Raw genomic sequence first — 21914 nt, forward strand, 5'->3', positions numbered from 1 at the left:
AATCCGGCACCGATCGACGCGGGATCGGCGAATCCGCGCGGGATTGAGCGGGGTTGATCAGTCGAGGGCGTCGGCGATGACGATCGCCATCATCATGATCGTCGCGTGCGGGCCGCTGCTGACGTTGGGCAGGATCGATCCGTCGACGACGCGCAACCCCGGCACCCCGTCGACGGCGCCGAGCCAGTCGGTCCGCCGTCCCATCGCCAGCGAGCCCCACGCGTGCTGCGACGTGCCGATCACCGGCTCGACATGGACCGATCGGGCCACGACGTGGTCGGCCATCCGGTCCGACGACAGCACGTCGACCACCTTGGCCACCGCGTCGTCCACCGGTCCGATCGGCGCGAGCCGCACATCGAGGCGATCGGCGTCCAGGCGCAACTCCCCCGCCTGCGACGGCCGCATCTCGGCCACCCCGACGGCCGGCGACGTCCGGTGCGCACCGTCGATGAAGCGGGCGAAGTCGTCGGCGTACAGCCGGATCTCCGCGCCGCCGGCGGTGTGCACGACGCTGGGCAGCAAGACCGGGGCCTCAGCCGCCGGGGTCCGCCGTCTCGTCCGGTAGCGGACCAGGATCTCCCGATGCTCGTAGACCGGGAGCGGTCCGTCGACGATCCCCGACGACAGCAGCAACGCCGCGGTCCCCAGCGTCCCGGCGCACACGATCACCTCGCCGGCCCGCAACTCCTCGCCGGAGGCCAGCCGCACCCCGACGACGCGCCCCCGCTCGACCAGCACCCCGGCGACGGGGCTCTCGTCGCGCACCTCGAGGTTCGACCGGCCCCGCGCGGGATCGAGGTAGGCGTCGGCCGCGGTCCAGCGTCGCCCGCCACGATGGTTGACCGGCACCCGTTGGACGCCGATGCCGGGCCAGGGTCGCGGCGCCGTCCGCTTCCATGCGCCTTCGGCCGCCCGCACCACCGGCGGCGGCTCATGCAGCGAGTCGACGGTCATCGTGCCGCCGTTGCCCCAACCGTCGAGCTCGTCGTAGGCCTCGGAGATCGTGACGGTCTCGAACGGACCGCCCCAGTCGTCGAAGTCGTCGTGGTGGGCCCGCAGGAAGTAGCCGCCGTTGACCACCGACGACCCGCCGACCGCCCGACCGCGCACGACCGGCGGCTTGTCGTCGTACCACCGCGCGTACGGCGACGACTTGCCCGGCGAACCCAGTTCCAACCGATCCAACCGGCGGGCCTGATCGTCGGGGCGCGGCCCGGCCTCGACGACGGTGACGCGACGCCCCTCATTCCGCGACAACCGTTCGGCCAGCACGCACCCGGCGCTCCCGGCACCGACGATCAGCACGTCAACGGTCATCGGGAGAGCACCGGAAGCAGGGATGTCGCGTCCCGGTTTCGCATCGCGCCCTGCCACAGACCGGCGCCATACGCGAGGTCGTCGAGTCGGCGCAGCACGACGAACGACAGCGGATCGATGCGCGGCCGACGGCCCTCCGCGCGCGCGTGGCGCACCCATGCGACCGCCGCGTCGGCAACGAGGACGCCCAGGAACAACCGCCGCAGCCGCCCGGAGAACACCGCACCCAGCAGCGCCACCGGCCAATAGTGCCGCGACACCGCTCCGCCGACCTGGACCAACCCGTTGCCGACGGCCTGCGCCGTGAGGGTTGCGGCGACGCGCTCGTTGCCCGCACCCACGCGCTTGCGCACCCGCCAGCCGGCCATGCCGACACCGAGTGCCGCGAGAGCCAACCCCACCCGCGTCCGACTCAACAACCCGACGAGCGCCGCCGCGATCGGCACACCCATCGCCATCGGGGCGGCCCGCCGCCCGTGCCGATCGGCGAGCAGCGCGGCGCCGGTGCCGTAGAAGCGTCGGCGGTCCAGCATCGACCGCATCGAGGCCCGGTGCTCGTGGGCCACCTGCGCGATCGGGTCGTAGCGGACGCGCCAGCCGCCGTCGATCATCCGCCAGCACAGGTCGACGTCCTCGGCGACGCGCAGCTCCTCGTCGAACCCGGGAAAGGCGCTGCGGCGCACGACCATTGCCGCGCTGGGGACATAGGCCACCGGCGTGCCGGGCAGCACCGCCGCCTCGCGCGGCCCCATGTCGAGCGAGGAGAAGTCGGCTTCGTACTTCTCGACGATCCCCGGCGAGGCGGTCGGCAGCGCGACGATCCGTGGGGCCGCCAGGCCCACCGACGGATCGGAGAAGTGGCCGAGCAGTGCGGTCAACCAGTCCCCGCAGCGACCGGGACGCTCGTCGCCGCCGGCCAGCGGGACGACGTCGGAGTCGAGGAAGGCGACGAAGTCGGTCTCGGCCAGTTCGGCGCCGCGGTTGCGCGCGGCGGCCGGACCGCGGTTGGCGTCGAAGCGCTCGAGGCGCACGCCGTCGGGGACGGTCAGTGGAATGGTCGAGCCGTCGTCGACGACGATCACCGCGATATCGCCGAGCGCCGCGAGCAGGCGGTCCAGGCCGGCCTGGTTGTCGCGGACGGGGATCACTACGGTCACCTCGTCGCAGTCGGGACCGCCCATCGGCCGCGGGTGCGCCACCCCGGCGTCGAGAAGCGTGCGGGCGAGCGATCGTGAACCGTCGTCGGCGACGGTGAGCCGCCCGTCGTCGTCGATCATCCCGACGGCCCGGTCGGAGAGCTTCAGCATGCGGCGCGGCGACCCGCCGATCAGGGTGCGCCGCCCCGCGCGCGACATCGGATCGATCTGCGCCTGGAACCCCAGCGGCAGGGCGGTGTCCGAACTCACCGCCGCACCCGCCCCTGCTCGCCCGGCACCCAGCCCGCCACCGCGGCGACGAGGGCCTCGACCAGCTCGGTCATGACCGTTGCGCCGTGCTCGGCGGTCGCCGTCGTCGGATCGCCCAGCACGCCATTGGGCGCCACCGCGGCGACGCCGCCGGACCGCAGCTCGCCGATGAGTTCGCCGATCGGCTCGGTGCGCCCGGGCCGCGCCGCGGCGAGGTCGACGACGTCGGGCGCGAAGGACAGCAGCATCGACGTCTCGGTGTGACCGGCATGGGCATCGCCGTCGGCGGGGGCACAGGCGAACCAGGCGACGTCGCGCCCCTCGTCGCGCAACTGCGGAATCGCCGTGACCAGGGTGGGCACGTTGCCGCCGTGGCCGTTGACGAAAACGACGCGCCGCGCCCAACCGCAGGCGCTGCGCCCGTATTCGACGAGCAGCGTGCGCAGCGCGTCGTGCCCGATGGAGATCGTGCCGGCGAAGTCCTCGTGCTCGCCGCTGGCGCCGTAGCCGATGGCCGGGGCGACCAGCGCCCCGATGCGCTCGGCGGCACGTGTCGCGACCTCGACGGCGATGCGGGTGTCGGTGTCGAGCGGAAGATGCGGACCGTGCTGCTCGGTCGCCCCCAGGGGGACCAGCACGAGTGCGCCGGAGCCGGTGAGATCGGCCGACGATCGCGCGCCCAACTGCGCATCGGTCATTGCGCCGAGTCTAGTCGCGGTATGCGATGCTGGAAGCAACCAGCAAACTGATACCGGGTGTGATCACACTCGAAACTACTGTGTGGAGGCACCGCTTATGACCCACGACTCCGGCAAGCCCGGCCCGCTGAGCTCCATCCGCGTCCTCGAGTTCGCCGGCATCGGACCCGGTCCGCACGCGGCCATGCTGCTCGCCGACCTCGGTGCCGACGTCGTGCGCGTGCAACGGCCCGGCGACATGCCGCAGGAGGGCCGCAACGCCGACGCGGTGCTGCGCGGCCGCCGGGTCATCGAGGCCAACCTGAAGAACCCGTCCGAGCTCGAAACCATCCTCGCGCTGGTCAAGCAGGCCGACGTCGTCATCGAGGGCTTCCGCCCGGGTGTGATGGAGGGCCTCGGCCTGGGCCCCGACGACCTGGAGAAGGTCAACCCGGGTCTGGTGTACGGCCGGATGACCGGGTGGGGCCAGGACGGGCCGCGCGCCAAGCTCGCCGGCCACGACATGAACTACATCTCGCTGACCGGCATGCTGCACGCGATCGGCCGTCCCGACGAGAAGCCCACTCCCCCGCTGAACCTGGTCGGCGACTTCGGCGGCGGCTCGATGTTCCTCGTCGTCGGCATCCTCGCGGCCCTCGTCGAGCGCGGCGTCTCCGGCAAGGGCCAGGTGATCGACGCGGCCATGGTCGACGGCGCGTCGGTGCTGGGCCAGATGATGTGGGCGTTCCGCGGCACCGGCCTGTGGCAGGACAAGCGCGGCGCCAACCTGCTCGACACCGGCGCCCCGTTCTACGAGGTGTACGAGACGTCGGACGGCAAGTGGATGGCCGTCGGCGCCATCGAGCCGCAGTTCTACGCGCAGTTGCTCAAGGGGCTCGACCTCGAGGGCGACGAGTCGCTGCCGCACCAGCTGGACATGGGCCGCTGGGACGAGCTCAAGGCGAAGTTCACCGAGGTCTTCCAGACCAAGACCCGCGACGAGTGGGCGGCGGTCTTCGACGGCACCGACGCCTGCGTGTCCCCGATCCTCGACTGGACCGAGGCGCCCAAGGATCCGCACCTGGCCGCGCGCGGCACCCTCGTGGAGATCGACGGGGTCATGCAGGCCCAGGTCGCGCCGCGGTTCTCGCGCACCAAGCCGACGACCCCGACCGGCCCGGAGCGCACCCCGAGCGACCCCGCGTCGATCTGGAAGGACTGACTCAGACCTTGGAGCTGCCCATGTCGATGGCGAACTCCGCGCCGGTGACGGCGTTGGCGGTCGCCAGGTAGAGGACGGCGTCGGAGAGGTCGTCGAGGCTGGCCACCGGGTAGTGGTTCATCATCGACGGGAAGTGCTCTCCGAAGGTGTCGAAGGCCTTGAACGCCTCGGTGTCCTCCAGCGCCATGGCCGTGTGCACGGCGTACGGGTGGACGGTGTTGACCCGGATGCGCTTCTGGCCGAGCTCCTTGGCCGCCGACTGTGCGAGGCCGCGCAGGCCGAACTTCGACGCCGAGTAGGACGACTGCATCGGCATCGCCTTGAGGCCGGCCGTCGAGGAGATGATCGTGATCGAGCCGCCGTTGCGCGCCTCGATCATCGGCGGGATGACCGCCTTGAGGGTCTTCCACGTGCCGACGAGGTTGATGTCGATGACGTCGTCGAACTGCTCCTCGGTGAGCTCCCAGGTCAACCCCCAGGTGAGGATGCCCGCGTTGGCGACGACGTGGTTGATGCCGCCGAACTTCTCGATGCCCTCGGCGACGAGGTCCTGCTGGAACTTGAGGTCGCGGGTGTCGCCCTGCTTGGCGAGGATCTTGCCGCCGGCCTCTTCGACGAGGCGGACGGTCTCCGCCAGGTCCGCCTCGGTCGCCGTCGGATACGTCTGGTGGTCGGCGATCTGCTTGGCGATGTCCATGCCGATGATCGACGCGCCCTCAGCGGCGAATCGCAGGGCGTGATTGCGCCCCTGACCACGGGCAATACCGGTGATGTAGACGACCTGGCCGTCGAACTTTCCCATGCCCGAAACTGTAACACGTTCTAGTTTCGGCGCGGCGGCCGAACGCCGGTGCGGTTCGGCCGTCAGTACCCCGGTCCGGCCCGGTGCATCGACACCCGCAGCCGGACCGGCTTCCCGTTGTAGGAGAAGTTGCGCTGCCCGGAGTACCAGGCGTTGCGGGCCGCGACGGAATAGCCGACGCCCTTCTTGAGGCGACCGGTGAACTGCGTGCGGAAGATGCTGCTGCCGGGCACCTGCTGCGCCCTGGCCTGCGCCACAACCTGCGGGAAGGGACCCCCGCCCGCGAAGAGCTGGACGGTCGGCGCCAGTCCGTGGCTCCCGATCACATCGATGGTCACGCGGTTGAGCAGTTGGTACTGGCCGCCCTGGGGCGGGCAGTGTACGCACGGCGCACCGGGCACGTCGGGAATCGCCGACGCGGCACCGGCCCCGGCGATCCCGGCGGCCAGTGGCACCGCGAGTGCGACGGTGAGCAGTCGTTTGGCGGGGTTGATCATGACGGCCTCCTAAGCCTGGAACTTGGTGAGGTGGATGCGCTTGCGGACGGGTTTGCCCTGATAGGTGAACCCCGTCAGACCCCACCCCCAGGAGTTCTTCGCCGTGATGACGTACGCGGTGCCCTTCTTGAGGGGGCCGGTGAACTCGACGCGGTAGAGCCGACCGTGAACCATCTGCGGCGTCGCGACGTCGACGACCTTGCCGGTGGGCGACTGCCCCAGATGGATCTGCGTCGTCGGGAGTCCGCCGCTCGGGGTGATCACGTCGACCTTCGCGCGGAGCACCTTCACACCGAGGCCCGGCGGGCAGTGCTCACACCGGAAGCCCGGGACAGTCGGGATCGCGGACGCCGGGCCCGCGCCGGCGAGACCGGCCGCGAGACCGACCGCCGCCAGCGCCACGATGAGACGTTTCGTCATGATGGTTCCTTCCGTCGGGGATTGACAGAAGCCATCGTCGGGCCGCGTCAGGAGACCGACACGAGTAGTCGACTACCCGATTCGGCGGGGTACCGCCTGATCAAGAATCGAGCGACCGCAGGTAGCGGTCGGTCATGTGGTCCTGCAGCCACCGCGACACCGGACCGCCCAGCTTGGACAGCCGCGTCTGCGGTCGCGAGAACGCCGAGATCGTCAACGTGAGCGCACCCCGGGAGTCTCGGCTCAGCACGAACCGCTCCTCCCCCGACTCCGGGTGCCCGGGCAGCGTGCCGTAGCCGAAGCCTTTCGCATCGGGTTCGTCGACGACGTAGATCACCCGACACGGTATGCGGAGCGCGAGCGGGCCGACACCCATGGCCATGCGCACGACCGTGCCTTCGCGCAGCGGGGAATCCGACGCCCACACGCGCAGCCCCGAACGGGTCTGCACCTGCCACCGCATCAGGTCGTCGGCGGCCTGTTCGAAGTCGCGTCGCTCCAACACCCGCGACTTCGCGAAGTTGCGGTAGCCGGGAACCGGTCCGTCGGCCGTGCGCCCGACCTCGGCGTAGGTGAACGGCGCCGCCCGAAGCCGGCCGACCCGGTCGTCGGCGAGCGGTTGAACGGCGTGCGCTTTCACCGTGTCAGCCATCCTCGCAGCGGCGGCGCACTTCCTCGAGGTTGGCGACCATCGCCTCCCGGAACCCGGCGAGTCGTCGGGCGATGATGCGGCCCTCCAAATCGGGGTTGGCCTCGATGGCCGAGAGCAGCGGCGACGGCGCCAGGCCGATACGGGCGAACTGCCGCACGACCGCCCCGTCGCGCGAGGGGTCGACTTCGAAGCCCCACTGCGCCCACGGCTCGAGGTCGCCGGCGTTCACCGACCACACCCAGCGGCGCCCGGGCTCGACGTCGACGACGGTGCAGACCGTCTCGGTCTTGCCGACGTTCTCAATCTCGTTGCGCCCGACGAACCGCTCGCCCACGGCCGGGCCGTCGGCGCCGTCGAGCCACTGCGCGTCGTACAGCTCGCCGGGCAGGTCGACGGGGAGCCGAATGTCGGTGACCACGTCCCACACCCGCTCGGGCGGGGCCGCGACCTTGGTCTCGACCTCGACGGTGGGCTGATCGCGGTAGCGCATCGCTATCCGCCGAAGCGGCGCTCGAAGCCCTCGGGGATGTAGAGGTCGTCGCGGGAGAGCTTGGCGACGTCATCCTTGCCCAGGCCCATCAGCGACGCGTCGACGCCCATCTGCAGCAGATCGAGGACGTTCTCGACGCCGGCCTGCCCGTTGGCGGCCAGTCCCCACAGGTAGGCGCGGCCGATCATCACGGCCTTCGCACCGAGCGCCAGCGCCTTCACGACGTCGCTGCCGCGCCGGATACCGCCGTCGAGGAGGACCTCGACGTCCTTACCGACGGCGTCGGCGATCGGGCCGAGCATGCGGATCGTCGCGGGCGTGCCGTCGAGGTTGTTGCCGCCGTGGTTGGAGACCGAGATCGCGGAGACGCCGGCGTCGACGGCCTTCTTCGCGTCGTCGAGACGGGTGACGCCCTTGAGCATGAACGGGCCGTCCCACTGCTCGCGCAGCCACTTGATGTCTTCCCACGTCGGCGGCGGGGTGTTCATCCAGGTGCCGTAGACGTCGAAGAAGGTCGGTCCCTGCTCGCCCTTGTGGGCGATGTTGGGCGCGGAGAGGTCGGGGATGGTGAGTTTGCCGCGACGGAACCAGCTCTTGGCGAAGCGCGGCTTGGTGACCATCTCCGGCGCCATCTTGGCGACGGCCTTCAGGTCGACCTGCTCGGGGATCTCCGGGCTGCCCCAGTCGCGGCCGACGTTGAACACCCAGTCGGTGGTGACGATGAGGCCCTTGCAGCCGGCTTCCTTGGCGCGCTGCGCGCGGGCGAGGATCTCGTCGCGGCTGCCCAACCAGTAGATCTGGAAGAAGATCTTGTCGTTGACGGCGGTGACCTCTTCGACCGGTTTGCTGGCGAAGCTCGACAGCCCCATCGCGGTGCCACGGTTGGCGGCGGCCTGCGCGACGGCGACCTCGCCGTCGGGGTTGACCGCCTGCACACCGGTCGGCGAGATGATCACCGGGAAGGGAAGGTCCTGCCCCATCACCGTGGTGCCGAGCTTGCGCTCGGCGGGCGCGCCGACGACGTGCGGCGCCCAGGTCAGCTCCTTGAACGCCTCCATGTTGTCGTTCAGGGTGACGCCCGCCTGGGTGCCGGCGACGAGCGAGGAGTAGATCGTCTTGGGCAGCCGCTTCTCGGCGCGGCGCTGGGCCTCCCCGACGGTTTCGAACCAGGGGTTCTTGCGCCACGGGTTGAGCTCGGCAATCTTGCCCATCGAACTTTGTCTCCTTCGGGTGGGATCAGCGGTGGGTGCTGATCAGCAGGACGAGCAGCCGGTGGCCGTCGTCGGGGCGAACCCGGCGAGCGGGTTCTCGTCGCAGTCGCGCGACGGGGGTCGGGTCATCAGCGTCAGCGGGACGCCGCGCGAGTGGTCCTTGTTCGCGGTGGGCTTGCTGCGGTCGCCGGCGAGCAGCTCCTCGCCGTAGCCCTGGACGCACTCGGGGTCGGGTCCGTCCATCGGCAGGCCGGTGAAGAATTTGGCCGCCATGCAGCCGCCCCGGCAGGCGTCGTAGTGGTTGCACGACGCGCAGGCGCCCGCGCTCTGCGGCTCGCGCAGCGACGTGAACAGGTCCGAGCGCTGCCAGATCTCCTGGAAGCCGCCGTCGGTGGTGATGTTGCCGGCGAGGAAGTTCTCGTGGATCGCGAACGGGCAGGCGTAGACGTCGCCGACCGGGTCGATCAGGCACACCACGCGACCGGCGCCGCAGAGGTTGAGGCCGGGCAGTCCGCTGCCGCCGCCCGACGAGAATGCCGAGAGGTGGAAGAAGGAGTCGCCGGTGAGGACGTTGTCGCCGTGGGCGACGAGCCAGTCGTACAGCTCGCGCTGCTGCTCGGGCAGCGGGTGCAGGTCGTCCCACACGTCGGCGCCGCGGCCCGACGGACGCAGGCGCGTGATGCGCAGCGTCGCGTTGTAGCGGTCGGCGAGGGCCTTGAACTCGTCGAGCTGGGCGACGTTTTCGCGGGTCATGACGACGCTGATCTTGGCGTCGGCGAACCCGGCGTCGCGCAGGTTCTCCAGCGCGCGCACCGCCATGTCGAAGGAGCCGGGGCCGCGGACGGCGTCGTTGACCTCGGCGGTCGCGCCGTCGAGTGAGATCTGGACGTCGACGTAGTCCGACGCAGCCAGGCGCTGCGCGACGTCGGGGGTGATGCGCAGCCCGTTGGTGGAGAACTTCACGCCGACCTGGTGGTCGGTGGCGTAGTCGACGAGTTCCCAGAAGTCCGGGCGCACGGTCGGCTCGCCGCCGCCGATGTTGACGTAGAAGACCTGCATGCGCTGCAGCTCGTCGATGATCGCCTTGCACTGCTCGGTCGACAGTTCGCGCGGATCGCGCTTGCCCGAGCTGGAGAGGCAGTGGACACACGCGAGGTTGCAGGCGTAGGTCAGCTCCCACGTCAGGCAGATGGGGGCGTCGAGACCGCGCTCGAACTGGTCGACGAGGCGGCCGACGGCGGGCGGCTTCTCAAGAGTGGTCACTGGGCTGGCTCCTGAATACGGATGATCATGCCGGAGTCGGCCAACGCGGTGAGCGCCTGCACGTACAGCGGGCGGGCGGCGGCGTCGATGCCGGCGGCGGTGAGGGCTGAGTCGGCGTCGGGGAAGTCCTGCAGGGTCTGGACTATGCCGACGACGGTCGTGTTCTTGAGGAACGAGAGTTTGCGGGTGCCGAAGTGGTACAGCAGCGCGCCGAAGGGTTCGGGGCGCACGGCGACCTTCGGGTTGAGCTGCCAGGCGGCGCCCAAATCGAAGCCGCCCCGGTGGTCCGACTCCGGCTTGGCCTTCGTGTCAGTGGCGACACTCGCCCCGGCGGCCGGTTGGCCGCCGGGGTGAGTCGCCGAAGCGGCGGTGGTCATCAGTAGACCCCGCACATCCCGTCGATCGAGACCTCCTCGACCAGCGATTCGCTGACGAGTTCGGTGTCGGTGGTGACAGTTTCCTGATCGGCCATGATCCAACCTCCTGTGGGCTAGTGATGTGGATCACGATCGAATATAATGGCACCGAGTGCACTTAACAACCCCGGGGTGCCACGAGTCCGATGGGAGGCAGCTGTGAGTCGTCGACCGGTCACCACGCGCACGCGCATCAGCGACCTCGCCATCGACCTGTTCGACCGCAACGGCTTCGACGACACCAGCGTCGACGACATCGCCGCGGCCGCCGGCATCGCCCGGCGCACGCTGTTCCGCTACTACCCGTCGAAGAACGCGATCGCCTGGGGCGACTTCGACGTCCACCTCGACGACATGCGCACCCTGCTGGACACCCTCCCCGACGACCTCCCGCTGGCCGACGCGCTCGGCCAGGCCCTCGTCGCGTTCAACGACGTGCCCGAGGAGGAGGCCGCGCGCCACCGTCGGCGGATGCGGCTGCTGCTGACCGTGCCCGCCCTGCAGGCGCACTCGATGCTCATGTACGCCGACTGGCGCGCCACGATCGCGACGTACGCGGCGGGCCGACTGCGCCAGGGCGCCGCCGACTACGAGCCGCAGCTCATCGCCTGGCTCGCGCTCGGCACCGCGTTGGCCGCCTATGATCAATGGCTCGCCGACCCCGACGAACCCAGCGCCGCGCGACTGCGCTCGTTGCTCGTCGAGGGGAGCCGGTTGCTGTCCGTCGGGATCGACGCCGCGCTCTCGCACACCGGCCCGGCGATGCGCTAAATTAGAACACGTTCTAAAACTGACGGAGAGGACGGCGATGGCCGACTTGACCCCGCACGGCTCGCGCAGCGTGATCCTCACGGTCGCTGAGGTCGTCGACGAGACCGCCGACGCGCGCAGCATCGTCTTCGAGGTGCCCGCGGACAAGAGCGACAAGTTCACCGACTACGACCCCGGTCAGTTCCTCACCCTGCGCATCCCCAGCGACCAGACCGGATCGGTGGCGCGCTGCTACTCCCTGTCCTCCTCGGCGGCGACCGACGACAAGCCGAAGGTCACCGTCAAGCGCACCCCCGACGGCTACGGCTCCAACTGGGTCTGCGACAACCTCGAGGCGGGCTCGCAGATCGAGGCGCTGCCGCCGTCGGGCGTCTTCACCCCGCACAACATCCACGTGCCGCTGCTGCTCATCGCGGCCGGCTCGGGCGTCACCCCGGTGATGTCGATCCTCAAGACCGCCCTCAAAACGGGTACCGGACCGGTCACGTTCTTCTACGCCAACCGCGGCGAGAACGACGTCATCTTCGCCCGGGAGCTGCGCGAGCTGCAGCAGGCCAATCCCGGCCGGCTCACCCTGGTGCACTGGCTCGAGTCGCTGCAGGGCCTCCCCGACGTCCGCACGCTCGCGACCTTCTTCAAGCCGATGTCGATGACGCACACCGCCTACATCTGTGGTCCCGGCCCCTTCATGGACGCGGTGCACGAGGGCCTGGCCAAGGCCAAGTTCGACCACCACAACGTGCACACCGAGGTCTACAACTCGCTGACCGGCGACCCCTTCGTCGACGTCGAGCATGAAGAGGTCTCCGCGGAGGAGGCGGCCGAGGCCGCCGAGGTCGAGGTCGAGCTCGACGGCGAGACGCACAAGCTGGTGTGGCCGCGCAGCCGCACGCTGATCGACATCATGCTGGCCGCCGGCCTCGACGCGCCGTACTCCTGCCAGGAGGGCGAGTGCGGGTCGTGTGCCTGCACCCTGTCGGAGGGCACGGTCGAGATGGAGAACTCCGGCGCACTCGATCCCGACGACATCGCCGACGGCTACATCCTCGGCTGCCAGGCCCGGCCCACCTCGGACAACCTCAAGATCGAGTTCTGATCCGCGTTAGGCTGGGGTCATGCTGCAGAAGGCGTGGTCGATGGCCAAGGACAACGACGTGCTCGCGCGCGTCCTGGCGGTGATCCTTCTCGTCCCCGGTGTCCTGCACTTCGTGGCGCCCAAGCCCTTCGACTCGATCGTCCCCGAGGAACTCCCCGGTGACGCCCGCACCTACACGTATGCCTCCGGCGTCGCCGAGGTCGGCATCGGTGCCGCGGTGCTCGTTCCGTCGCTCCGCCGCCGCGCGGCACTGCTCGCCGCCGCGCTGTTCACCGCGGTCTTCCCGGCGAACGTGAACATGATCCGCGTCTGGCAGGACAAGAGCGCGTTGCTCAAGTCGATCGCCTGGGCCCGACTGCCGCTCCAGATCCCGATGATCATCCTCGCGCTGCTCGTCTGGCGCGGCGCGAAGAAGCCCTAATCGCCGACTGGGCACCCAAACACCGCCGAGTGGGCGGTCCAACCCCGCCGAGTGGGCGGTCAGCCGTTGCGCTCGTCCCGCCACCGGCACAGCGCCTCGGCCTGCGAGAGGTCGTAGTCCGGCCCGCCGGCGTCGACGGTGAGCAAACCGATCCCCAGCTCGGCCATCGCGTCGGCCTGCGTCAACAACTCGCCGGCACCCCGGCGTCGACCACCGACGGCGACCGACCGTTCGATCTCCGACGGATCCCGCCCGACGTCGGCGCAGTGCCGCGCGAGCACCTCCGACTTGTGACGGTAGGACTCCGCGTCGGCGAAGGAGTGCCAGATGTCGCCGTACTCGGCGACGAGTCGTAGCGTCTTGCGCTCGCCGCTACCCCCGATCAACACGGGGAGTTTGCGGGTGGGCGGCGGGTTGAGCTTGCCCCACCGGTCGACGATCCTCGGCATCGCCGACGCTAGATCGTTCAATCGCGAACCGACCGTGCCGAACTCGTAGCCGTACTCGTCGTAGTCGCGCTCGAACCACCCCGACCCGATGCCGAAGATCAGCCGGCCGCCGCTGATGTGGTCGACGGTGCGCGCCATGTCGGCCAACAATTCGGGGTTGCGGTACGAGTTGCAGGTGACGAGCGCGCCGATCTCGACGCGGGAGGTCTGTTCGGCCCACGCGCCGAGCATGGTCCAGCACTCGAAGTGGGGGCCGTCGGGGTTCCCGTACAGCGGGAAGAAGTGGTCCCAGTTGAAGACGATGTCGACGCCGATCTCCTCGGCGCGCAGCACCGCATCGCGCATCTGCGCGTAATCCGGGGCTTGCTGGGGCTGGATCTGGACGCCGACGCGAATGTTCATCAGCCCAGGCTACGACCGATCGGGGCGGTAGTGTCCCAGACCTACGTCGAGAGGACGCCGGATGGCCAGCAGGAGCACGACCGCGGGCACCATCGGCGTGCCGGCCGCGACGGCGATCGGCGTCGGCGGGATGATGGGCGCCGGCCTGTACACGCTGCTCGGCTTTGCCGCCGAGACCGCCGGCGTGTGGCTGTTCGGCTCGTTCCTGGTCGGCGGCCTGGTGTCGGTGTTCAGCGTCTATTCCTACGCCAAGCTCGGCGCCCGCTACCCCAGCCGCGGCGGTGCCGCGGAGTTTCTGATCCGCTGCTTCGGCGACGGGGTCGTCTCAGGCGGGTTGAACGTCTTCCAGTTCCTCGGCTGGATCATCGCGATGGCGTTGTACGCGGCGGGTTTCGCCGGCTATCTGATGCACCTGTTCGGCCTGCACGACGAGCGTGCCGGCAAAGCGATCGGCGTCGGGCTCGTCCTCGCCCTGATGGCGCTGAACTTCATCGGATCCAAGGTCGTCGGCCGATCCGAGCTGTTCGTCGTCGGCATCGAGTTGGTCATCATCCTCGTCTTCGTCATCATCGCGGCGACCAAGGCCGAGCCGTCGAACTTCACCGACCAGGCCGGCGGTCGGGGGCTGCTCGGCGTGCTGATCGGGGCGGGGGTGCTCTACGTGACCTACGAGGGGTTCGGCGTCGTCACGAACTCGGCCGGCGACATGGCCGACCCGAAGCGCGAACTGCCGCGCGCGATGTACTCGGCATTGGCCATCGTGCTCGTCATCCACACGACGGTGTCGGTGATGGTCGTGCTGGTGATGAAGCTCAAGGACATCGACGCCAACGCGGGCCACGTACTGGCCGCCGCCGGTCAGGCCGTCCTGGGTACCGTCGGGCTGGTCGCCATCAGCACCGCCGCGCTCCTCGCCACCGCATCGGCGGTCAACGCGACCCTCTACGGCAACGCCAACCTCGCCTACACCGTCGCCAAGTCCGGCGAGATGCCCGCCGACTTCGCACGCGGCATCTGGCGGTCGGGGACGTGGGGACTCGTCGCGGCCGGCGGCCTCACCTGTTTGTTCGTCATCTTCTTCCCGCTCGCGGCTGTCGGGCAGATGGCCAGCCTGGCGTTCCTGATCGTCTACGGCTCGGTCAGCCTGGGCCACCTGCGGGTGCGCCGCGAGACCGGGGCCAACGCCTGGATGTTGATCACCTCCGTCGCGCTGAACGCCGGGCTGTTCCTGGTGCTGCTGGTGCACTCGATCCGTTCCGGTTCGCCCAGCACCTGGCTCACCCTGCTGGCCGTCCTGGCCGCGAGCTTCGCCTTCGAATACGTCTACCGCCGAAAGACCGGGCGGCACCTGCGCATCAGCAAGGCGTCGCTCGACGCGGAATCGCGCGTCCATTCGACGTGACCAGGGTGCCCACTCGGCGTGGTTTGACCGCCCACTCGGCATGGTTTGACCGCCCACTCGGCGGAGTTTGACCGCCCACTCGGCGGGTTCAGCGGAGGGAGCGGTAGTGCTTCCGCTGATCCGGGTCGAGGTGTTCGACGGCATAGCTGAGCGCCGTGCGGCCCAGGTGGGCGGCGTGCTCGTCCAGGTAGTCCGTCAACGACGCCCGCGACACCCGCTTGCCCATCTCGCGCAGCATCCAGCCGAAGGCCTTCTGGATGAGGTCACGACGGTCGTCGACGACGTGCGGCGCGACCGCCAAGGTCGCCGACGCATCGCCGGCGAACAGATACGCGTGCGTCCCGACGATCCCGACGCGCCTCTCCCACAGCCCGTCGCGCCGGGCGTACGACACCAGCTCGGCGGCGTCGCCTCGGTCCAGACACCACGCCCCGAGGATCTGCCGCGCCGACGAGTCGACCAGGTCCCAGTTGTTGACCCGTCCCGCGGCGACGCCACCGCGGTAGGCCCGCACCCAGACCTCGCGGTCCGACGACCGCTCGAACTCCCCGACCATCAGCAGCAGCGCGAGCAGTCGCACCTCGTGGATGTCGTCGGCGAGCAACTCCCCGGTCACGTCCGGCGACACGCCCCGGAACCGCCGCGCGAGTTTGCGCAGCACCGGCACCGCGACCCCGGCGAACCGGTCCCCCTCGCCGTACTCCCCCGGCCCCGTCTTGAAGAACCACTCCGACGACTCGGCCCGGGCGGGATCGCCGAGCTCGAGGACCGCCGCCCGGATCGCCGCCGCCGTCGCCGACATCAGTCCGGCAGCACGTCCTCGATCGGGGTCGGGGTGACCAGCTTCGGACGCATCTTCATGACCGCGCCGACCTTTCCGGCGCCGGCGACGGCGGTGAACATCCCGTCGCGACTGAAGTAGGCGACCCACTTGTGGCCGTCGTCGCTGATGACGTGCACGTCGTCGTCCGCCTTGGGCCAGCCGAGGACCTGGATCTTGAGGTCGTACTGGTCGCTCCAGAAGTACGGCACCGCGGCGGTGACGGCGTGATCGGTGCCCAGCAGTGCGGCCGCGACGACGGCCGCCTGCTCGACGGTGTGGTTCCAGTGCTCGACCCGCTTCTGCGCGCCGCCGTGATCGCGCCAGTTCGCGACGTCGCCGAGCGCGTAGACGCCGTCGGCACTCGTACGCCCGACTTCGTTGCAGGCGATGCCGCCGCCGACGTCGCGGCTGGCCAGCTCGATGCCCGACCCGTCCAGGTAGTCGACGACGGGGGTGGAGCCGATGCCGACGACGACGATGTCCGCGTCGACGACGTCGCCGCCGGACAGTCGCACACCGGTGACCTTGCCGCCGTCGGACAGGATCTCCTCGACGCCGGTGCCGGCGCGCACCGAGACGCCCTTCTCGTCGTGTTGTCGGGTGACGAGCTTGCCGATGGTCGTGCCGACCGACTGCGCCAGCGGCGTCTCGGCCGGCTCGACGAGCGTGACGTCGAGACCGAGGGTGTGCAGGCTCGCGGCGGTCTCACAGCCAATGAAGCCGGCGCCGATGACGACCGCCCTCTTCGCCGCGCCGGCGGCCGCGCGCAGCCGCTCGGCGTCCTCGAGCTTGCGGATCGTGAACACGCCGGCGACATCCTCGGCACCGGGGAACGGCCGGGGCAGCAGACCGGTGGCGAGGGCGAGCGCGTCATACGACTGCTCGTACGACGACCCGTCGGCGCGCGTCACGGCGACCTTCTTGCCCGCGGTGTCGATCGAGTCCACGTGCTCACCGGTGCGCAACTCGACCAGCGAGTCGGTGTAGAAGTCCGGCGGCTTCAGGTCGAAGCGCTCGGCCGCGTCGGTGAGGACGTTCTTCGACAGCGGCGGGCGGTCGTAGGGCGGGTGCTCCTCGGCCCCGATCATCACGACCGGCCCCTCGAATCCGCCGGTGCGCAGGTTCTCGGCCAGGCGCACGCCGCCCAGTCCGGCGCCGACGATCACCACGGTTGCATCCGGGGCAAGCTGATCCGTCATCGAAGTCCCTTCAAGTCGTGTCCGGCGCTTCGGGTTACGAGAGCGTGCCGGTCACCGGCGTCAGCCCGGCGAGTAGCCAGGTGCCGTCGACTTTACGCATCGACGCCCAGCGGGCTAAGGCAACCCTTGGTATCTCGCGGTCCGCGTCCGCCGGACGCGCCCACAGGTCGACGAAGACCAGCACCCGCGCACGGTTGATGCCGATCTCGGCGGTGCCCGTCCCGACGACCCGCGCGGTCATCGCCATCTTCTCCTCGACGGCGCCGGGCAGCACGACGTCGGCGCCCTGACTGGCGTATTCGTCGGCGAGGCGGCCGGTCAGATTCTTGGCCGCCGACGGCAGCACCGGCTGATCGTCGGCCTTGCGCGTCATCAGCGCCGTCGTGGTGCGGGCCGCGGCGGCCATCACCTCGGCGCGCGCCGGATCCTCGACGCGGTGGTCGGCCGACGCCCGCCACCACGCCCCCGCGGCGATCAGCGTCAAGACCACCGTGAGCACGACCAACACCCTGCGCCGACTCATCCCTGCCTCGCCTTCGCGATGAGCCACCTGTCACCGGACTGGCTCATGGTCACCACGACCGGCACCCGCTTCGCGGTCGTCGACGCGCCGATCAGTTCCGGGTTGGTGGCCTCGGCGACGACCAGCACGTCCACCGTCCCGCTCGTCGACGGCTCGCCGACCAGCGCGGTCGAGACGACCTGACCGGTCGACGGCGCGGTCTGCTTGGCGATCTCGGCGGCGAGTTCACCGCGGGCGCCGGCGATCCGGTCGCGTTGTCCACCGGTCGTAACCGCGAGCACGGCGTCGACGTACTTGTCGGCGGCGCGCGGGTCGGCGGTGAGCATGGTGGTCACGGCCGATCGCGCCGCCGCCCGGGCCTGCTCGCCGCGGTCGACGGCCTTGTCGTCGCGGCGGGCCAGCAGGCCGAACACGAGCGCGGCCACGGCGGCGACGATGATCAGGCCGGCCACGGCGCGCAGCGCCAGGCGCAACAGGTGGCGACGCCGAGCGGCCTGCCGCCGCAGGGCGGGAGCCGCGGCAATGCGGGCCTCGCGCCACCGTCGGGTGGCGCGCGCGATCGAGCCGGTGTCCGCGGTGCTCATCGGACCAGCTCCACGGCGTCGAGCAGCCACCGGCCGCCGGACCGGATGAGCCGCGCCGACACGATGCGGTCATCGGCGAGGGTGCCGTGCTGCGGATCGGCCACCTCGACGACGGCGAGCACCTCGGCCCAGTCGGGCCCGGAGTCCTCGACGCCGACGGTGCGCGCCTTCCACCGGACCGAGCCGCTGCGCTGGTCGCTCAGCGCCGCGGCGTTGGCCGTCGCGAATCGTTCGCTGACCCGCTCGCGCGCCCGGCGGCTGTCGGCGGCAACGGTCTGCGGCGCGTAGGAAAACACGTCGGCGATGATCCCGGGCGCGGCGGCGGCCGCGGCATCGCGCTGGCCGCGCGCGGAGGCATCGGTCCGGTAGTCCGACCACTGCCGGCCCGCGACGACGAGCATCGCCAGGGCCACGAGCGCCGCCACGGCGAGCAGCGCGAGACGCCGACGGTCGTCGGCCGCGGCCGCGGCGTCGGCGGCAGCACTCCGCCGCTGGATGTTCGTCGTCGCCGTCACGGCAGGTACTGCACTTTCGCGAGCTTCAGCACGCCGTCCTCGTCGGCCACGACCACCCGCAGCCGAAAGTCGGCGCTGCGGGCGGGGGCCTGGCGCGAGGCGGGCAGGTCGATGCTGGCCAGCACCAGCACCTCGGCCTGATCGCCGGTGCGCGCGGTGACGCCGGTCCCCTGCACGCGGCCGTCAGACACGGCGCCGGCCTGCTTCACGAACTTGCTGAAGGCGTCGGCGGACTGGGCGAACTCGTCGTGGAACTCGCCGGTGGCCCCGGCCAGGATCCGCTGGGTGCGGCCCGGTTGATCGGGGTTGATGGTCAGCAGCGCGTTGACCCGTGCGGCGGCCGCCCGCTGGAAGTCGTCGTCGGAGGGGGCGCGGCCGGACCACAGCATCGCGATGACGCCCGCGGTCGCCGCGACGGCGGCAACGCCCAGCGCGACGCGGAGCCAGCGGGGCGTCGGGGCGCGCAGTTCGGTGAGCTCGGCCCGTGCTTGTCGCTCGGCCGCGAGGAGTTCGCGGTCGTGGTCGTCGGCGCGCACGCTACTGCCCGATGCGCTTGTTGTACTCGGCGCGCGACGAGTCGTCGTACTGCAGGAAGATGTGGTCGAGCCCGGTCATCTTGCGGCTGCGGCGCTTGAGGCTCTGCGGCATGATCGTGTTCGAGTTGACCCAGCCCATCGAGCGCGGCGCGGCGACGCGGACCTGCGGCTTGACGATCGTGTCGACGATCGTCTCCGCCACGACCTCCGGCTCGACGACGCGGATGTAGCGGTTGGTCTCCAGCCCGCTGATCAGTCCGGTGTTGGTGAACGACGGCAGGATCGCCGAGACGGACACGCCCGCGTCGGCGAGTTCGGCGTGCAGGGCGTCGGAGAACTCGATGACGCCGGCCTTGGCGGCGTTGTAGACGGTCAGGCCCGGCATCGGCAGACGGCCGGCGACCGACGCGACGTTGACGATGTGCCCGTGCCCGCGCGGCACCATGCGCCGCGCCGCGGCCTGCGAGCCGTAGATGACGCCCATCAGGTCGATGTCGATGGTGCGGCGGATGAGTGCGGCGTCGTAGTCGAGGAACGGGCCGACGGGCATGATGCCGGCGTTGTTCACGAGGACGTCGATCGGGCCGACGCGCTTCTCGGTCTCGTCGAGGAAGGCCTCGATCGACTCGGGTTTGGTGACGTCGAGCTCGATGCCGTCGATGCCGAGGTCGGCGGCGGCCTTGCCGACGGCGTCGCCGTCGATGTCGCCGATGACGACCTTGGCCTTGGCGTCGAAGAGCTGCGTCGCCGTCTCAAACCCGATTCCGCGGGCACCACCGGTGACCGCGATGACCTTGTCGCGCAGGGCGTCAGACTTGTTCACGTGTTGTCTCCGTTCGTAGGGTCTCGATACACCGTCCTCGCAAGCTCGAACGGCACTCGACCGCCGATGGTCAGTAAATCATTGGCGCGAGGAAGGTCTCGGCCATATCCCGCACGTACTCGGGGGTGGCCCGCTCGGGCTCGGCCGGGTTCTCCAGGTAGGAGATGACGAGCCGCACGTGCAGCTCGACGGCCTGGTGGAGGCGGTCGTCGGGCATGGTCGCGCCGGCTTCCCGCAGGGACTCGGCGACGCGGTCGGTGACCATGGCGATGAACAGCGTGTTGATCGACGCGGTGACGCCGCGGACCTCGTAGTCCTCGAGGACCATGCGGCTGAGCAACGGATCGGTGCCGACCATCTCGGCGCCGGTGGCGAACGCTTCGACGACGGCTTCGCGCGGGCCCAGCCCGACGACGGCCGCCTCGAGGCGGAGCATCCCCTTCTCGTACGCGTCGTTCGCGACGGCGAGCAGCAGGCCCTCCTTGTTGGGGAAGCGCCGGTACAGCGTCGACCGGCTCACGCCGGCGGCCGCCGCCACCTCGTCCATGTTGGCCCGGCGCGCACCGACCGCGGCGAACTCGGTCGCCGCGGCGGCGAGGATCGCCGATTCCTGGTCCTCGACGGTGGCGGTGCTGCGGGCCTTGCGCCCGCTCATGCCCGTCGCTGCAAGTTGACCGGCAGCTTGTCCTTGGGCACCGGCAGCGCGCTGTAGTCCATCGGCATGACGTAGTCGGCGGGCACACTCCACTCGAAGTCGCGCAACAGGTGGTGCATGATCGTCTTGATCTCCATCTGGCCGAAGTAGAGGCCGATGCACTTGTGCACGCCGCCGCCGAAGGGCATCCACGCGAACCGGTGGCTCTTGTCCTCGCCGCGGTCGAAGCGGTCGGGGTCGAACTCGGTCGGGTTGGTGAAGTAGTTCTCGTCGCGGTGGTTGGTCAACTGCGGGACGGTGACGAGGGTGTCCTTCGGGATGAAGTAGCCGTTCACCTCGGTGTCCTTGATCGCCATGCGCGGCTGAGCCGGCACCGGCGGGCAGAGCCGCAGCGACTCCTTCATGATCTTGTCCAGCACGTCGAGCTTGCCGAGGTCGTCGTACTCGAGGTTCTCGCCGAACTCGAAGGCCTGGGCGCGGGCCTTCTCCTGCCACTCCGGGTGCTTGGCCATGTGGTATGCCATCTGCGTCATGGTGATGGTCGACGTGTCGTGGGCGGCCATCAACACGAAGATCATGTGGTTGACGACGTCCTCGTCGGTGAAGGTGTGCCCCTCGTCGCTCTCCGCGTGGCACAGGACCGAGAACAGGTCGGGGGTCTGCTTGGCGCGCTTGGCGTCGATGTTGGCGTAGAAGAACTCCTCGAGGACCTTGCGCGACCGGACGCCCTTCCACCAGCGGCCGGGCGGGATGGGCTTGCGCACGAACGCCACGCCGGCGCGGACCGTTTCGATGAAGGCCTTGTTGAGCTTGTCGGCCTCGTCCTTGGGGAGTTCGACGCCGAGGAAGACCTCGAGCGCGACGTCGAGGGTCAGCTCCTTGAACTCGTTGAGCATCTTGACGCGGCCGGTCGGGAAGTCGGCCATCTTCTCGGCGATGAACGGCTGCATCTCGTCGAAGTAGCCCTTGAGGACCTTGGGCGTGAACGCCTGCTGGAGGATGACGCGGTGGTGGCGGTGCTCGTCGAAGTCGAGGAGCATCACGCCGCGGTTGAAGAACGGTCCGATGAAGTAGCTCCACGCGGGCCCGTTGGCGAAGGCCTTGTCCTTGTTCATCAGGATCTGCTCGGCGGCGACCGGCCCCGAGCACGTGACCAGGTTGATGCCGAAGGCCTTCATCGCCGACACGTCGCCGTACTCGGCCTTGCGCGCCTCGGAGAAGGAGAACGGGTCGCGCCGCATCCGCAGGATCTCCGCCACGCCGTTGCGCGGGTTCTTCGGGACGCTCTGCAAGTCGCTGCCGGCGGGTGCCTGGGCGAAGACGGCGGTCATGGGTGTTC

Annotated in this window: 27 protein-coding genes; 5 read left to right on the top strand and 22 right to left on the bottom strand. The window is 70.0% G+C overall.

The window, feature by feature from the left end:
• Positions 1 to 57 precede the first annotated feature (57 nt).
• Genes mftG through mftE form a run of 3 tightly spaced genes read right to left on the bottom strand, consistent with a single transcriptional unit; the run spans position 58 to position 3424 of the window.
• Positions 58 to 1320: a mycofactocin system GMC family oxidoreductase MftG gene (gene mftG, locus QM728_RS11480; RefSeq protein WP_415032138.1), complete on the bottom strand. Its 1263-nt coding sequence runs from the start codon at positions 1318 to 1320 to the stop codon at positions 58 to 60.
• Positions 1317 to 2675 (bottom strand): mycofactocin biosynthesis glycosyltransferase MftF, encoded by a 1359-nt coding sequence (gene mftF / locus QM728_RS11485; RefSeq protein ID WP_415032889.1) that lies wholly within the window; start codon positions 2673 to 2675, stop codon positions 1317 to 1319. Before mftF ends, mftG begins: the two co-directional genes overlap by 4 nt.
• 47 nt (positions 2676 to 2722) lie before the next feature.
• Positions 2723 to 3424, bottom strand: coding sequence for a mycofactocin biosynthesis peptidyl-dipeptidase MftE (gene mftE, locus QM728_RS11490; RefSeq protein ID WP_415032139.1), 702 nt, complete (start codon positions 3422 to 3424; stop codon positions 2723 to 2725).
• Positions 3425 to 3521: 97 nt separating this feature from the next.
• Here mftE and QM728_RS11495 point away from each other — a divergent pair, with 97 nt between their 5' ends.
• Positions 3522 to 4625: a CaiB/BaiF CoA transferase family protein gene (locus tag QM728_RS11495; RefSeq protein ID WP_415032140.1), complete on the top strand. Its 1104-nt coding sequence runs from the start codon at positions 3522 to 3524 to the stop codon at positions 4623 to 4625.
• A gap of 1 nt (position 4626) precedes the next feature.
• Here QM728_RS11495 and QM728_RS11500 read toward each other — a convergent pair whose 3' ends face one another.
• The 9 genes from QM728_RS11500 to mftA form a co-directional block, all read right to left on the bottom strand.
• Entirely contained in the window at positions 4627 to 5427 is an 801-nt protein-coding gene (locus QM728_RS11500) for a mycofactocin-coupled SDR family oxidoreductase (RefSeq protein ID WP_415032141.1), read from the bottom strand.
• Between the two features lie 62 nt (positions 5428 to 5489).
• Positions 5490 to 5924 carry a hypothetical protein gene (locus tag QM728_RS11505; protein WP_415032142.1) on the bottom strand — a complete coding sequence of 145 codons (435 nt, stop codon included), beginning with the start codon at positions 5922 to 5924 and terminating at the stop codon, positions 5490 to 5492.
• 9 nt (positions 5925 to 5933) lie between these two features.
• On the bottom strand, positions 5934 to 6344 hold the full coding sequence (locus tag QM728_RS11510) for a hypothetical protein (protein ID WP_415032143.1): 411 nt from the start codon (positions 6342 to 6344) through the stop codon (positions 5934 to 5936).
• Positions 6345 to 6444: 100 nt separating this feature from the next.
• Entirely contained in the window at positions 6445 to 6996 is a 552-nt protein-coding gene (locus tag QM728_RS11515; RefSeq protein ID WP_415032144.1) for a DUF1990 family protein, read from the bottom strand.
• Positions 6989 to 7486 carry an SRPBCC family protein gene (locus QM728_RS11520; RefSeq protein ID WP_415032145.1) on the bottom strand — a complete coding sequence of 166 codons (498 nt, stop codon included), beginning with the start codon at positions 7484 to 7486 and terminating at the stop codon, positions 6989 to 6991. Before QM728_RS11520 ends, QM728_RS11515 begins: the two co-directional genes overlap by 8 nt.
• 2 nt (positions 7487 to 7488) lie before the next feature.
• On the bottom strand, positions 7489 to 8697 hold the full coding sequence (mftD, locus tag QM728_RS11525; protein ID WP_415032146.1) for a pre-mycofactocin synthase MftD: 1209 nt from the start codon (positions 8695 to 8697) through the stop codon (positions 7489 to 7491).
• Positions 8698 to 8739: 42 nt separating this feature from the next.
• A complete protein-coding gene (gene mftC / locus QM728_RS11530) occupies positions 8740 to 9960 on the bottom strand; it encodes a mycofactocin radical SAM maturase (protein WP_415032147.1) in 1221 nt (406 codons plus the stop codon).
• On the bottom strand, positions 9957 to 10337 hold the full coding sequence (mftB, locus tag QM728_RS11535; RefSeq protein ID WP_415032148.1) for a mycofactocin biosynthesis chaperone MftB: 381 nt from the start codon (positions 10335 to 10337) through the stop codon (positions 9957 to 9959). The genes mftC and mftB overlap by 4 nt, the downstream gene beginning before the upstream one ends.
• Positions 10337 to 10432, bottom strand: a complete 96-nt coding sequence (mftA, locus tag QM728_RS11540; protein ID WP_415032149.1) for a mycofactocin precursor MftA — start codon at positions 10430 to 10432, stop codon at positions 10337 to 10339. The genes mftB and mftA overlap by 1 nt, the downstream gene beginning before the upstream one ends.
• 46 nt (positions 10433 to 10478) lie before the next feature.
• Between mftA and mftR the strand changes: the two genes are divergently transcribed.
• Genes mftR through QM728_RS11555 form a run of 3 tightly spaced genes read left to right on the top strand, consistent with a single transcriptional unit; the run spans position 10479 to position 12664 of the window.
• On the top strand, positions 10479 to 11147 hold the full coding sequence (gene mftR / locus QM728_RS11545; RefSeq protein WP_415032150.1) for a mycofactocin system transcriptional regulator: 669 nt from the start codon (positions 10479 to 10481) through the stop codon (positions 11145 to 11147).
• Between the two features lie 37 nt (positions 11148 to 11184).
• Positions 11185 to 12243: a 2Fe-2S iron-sulfur cluster-binding protein gene (locus QM728_RS11550; protein ID WP_415032151.1), complete on the top strand. Its 1059-nt coding sequence runs from the start codon at positions 11185 to 11187 to the stop codon at positions 12241 to 12243.
• Between the two features lie 19 nt (positions 12244 to 12262).
• Complete coding sequence (locus QM728_RS11555) at positions 12263 to 12664, top strand: hypothetical protein (RefSeq protein WP_415032152.1); 402 nt, start codon at positions 12263 to 12265, stop codon at positions 12662 to 12664.
• A gap of 59 nt (positions 12665 to 12723) precedes the next feature.
• Here QM728_RS11555 and QM728_RS11560 read toward each other — a convergent pair whose 3' ends face one another.
• Positions 12724 to 13515, bottom strand: a complete 792-nt coding sequence (locus QM728_RS11560) for an LLM class F420-dependent oxidoreductase (protein ID WP_415032153.1) — start codon at positions 13513 to 13515, stop codon at positions 12724 to 12726.
• A 61-nt stretch (positions 13516 to 13576) separates the two neighbouring features.
• On the opposite strand from QM728_RS11560, the gene QM728_RS11565 reads away from it, so the two are divergent.
• The gene (locus QM728_RS11565; RefSeq protein WP_415032154.1) at positions 13577 to 14917 is read left to right on the top strand and encodes an APC family permease; all 1341 of its coding nucleotides are present in this window, start codon (positions 13577 to 13579) and stop codon (positions 14915 to 14917) included.
• Between the two features lie 88 nt (positions 14918 to 15005).
• Here QM728_RS11565 and QM728_RS11570 read toward each other — a convergent pair whose 3' ends face one another.
• From QM728_RS11570 to QM728_RS11610, 9 genes are all read right to left on the bottom strand, one after another.
• Positions 15006 to 15719 (bottom strand): DNA alkylation repair protein, encoded by a 714-nt coding sequence (locus tag QM728_RS11570; protein ID WP_415032155.1) that lies wholly within the window; start codon positions 15717 to 15719, stop codon positions 15006 to 15008.
• Entirely contained in the window at positions 15719 to 16939 is a 1221-nt protein-coding gene (locus QM728_RS11575) for an NAD(P)/FAD-dependent oxidoreductase (RefSeq protein ID WP_415032156.1), read from the bottom strand. Before QM728_RS11575 ends, QM728_RS11570 begins: the two co-directional genes overlap by 1 nt.
• A 34-nt stretch (positions 16940 to 16973) precedes the next feature.
• Positions 16974 to 17462 carry a hypothetical protein gene (locus QM728_RS11580; RefSeq protein ID WP_415032157.1) on the bottom strand — a complete coding sequence of 163 codons (489 nt, stop codon included), beginning with the start codon at positions 17460 to 17462 and terminating at the stop codon, positions 16974 to 16976.
• A complete protein-coding gene (locus QM728_RS11585) occupies positions 17459 to 18046 on the bottom strand; it encodes a hypothetical protein (protein WP_415032158.1) in 588 nt (195 codons plus the stop codon). The genes QM728_RS11580 and QM728_RS11585 overlap by 4 nt, the downstream gene beginning before the upstream one ends.
• Complete coding sequence (locus QM728_RS11590) at positions 18043 to 18561, bottom strand: hypothetical protein (protein ID WP_415032159.1); 519 nt, start codon at positions 18559 to 18561, stop codon at positions 18043 to 18045. The genes QM728_RS11585 and QM728_RS11590 overlap by 4 nt, the downstream gene beginning before the upstream one ends.
• A complete protein-coding gene (locus QM728_RS11595) occupies positions 18558 to 19097 on the bottom strand; it encodes a hypothetical protein (protein WP_415032160.1) in 540 nt (179 codons plus the stop codon). Before QM728_RS11595 ends, QM728_RS11590 begins: the two co-directional genes overlap by 4 nt.
• A gap of 1 nt (position 19098) precedes the next feature.
• Positions 19099 to 19920: an SDR family oxidoreductase gene (locus QM728_RS11600; RefSeq protein WP_415032161.1), complete on the bottom strand. Its 822-nt coding sequence runs from the start codon at positions 19918 to 19920 to the stop codon at positions 19099 to 19101.
• A gap of 70 nt (positions 19921 to 19990) precedes the next feature.
• Entirely contained in the window at positions 19991 to 20575 is a 585-nt protein-coding gene (locus QM728_RS11605) for a TetR/AcrR family transcriptional regulator (protein ID WP_415032162.1), read from the bottom strand.
• Positions 20572 to 21906: a cytochrome P450 gene (locus QM728_RS11610; RefSeq protein ID WP_415032163.1), complete on the bottom strand. Its 1335-nt coding sequence runs from the start codon at positions 21904 to 21906 to the stop codon at positions 20572 to 20574. The genes QM728_RS11605 and QM728_RS11610 overlap by 4 nt, the downstream gene beginning before the upstream one ends.
• Positions 21907 to 21914 lie beyond the last annotated feature (8 nt).

Origin of the sequence: Gordonia sp. (in: high G+C Gram-positive bacteria), from assembly GCF_047602025.1 — a bacterium.
Lineage (GTDB): Bacteria > Actinomycetota > Actinomycetes > Mycobacteriales > Mycobacteriaceae > Gordonia.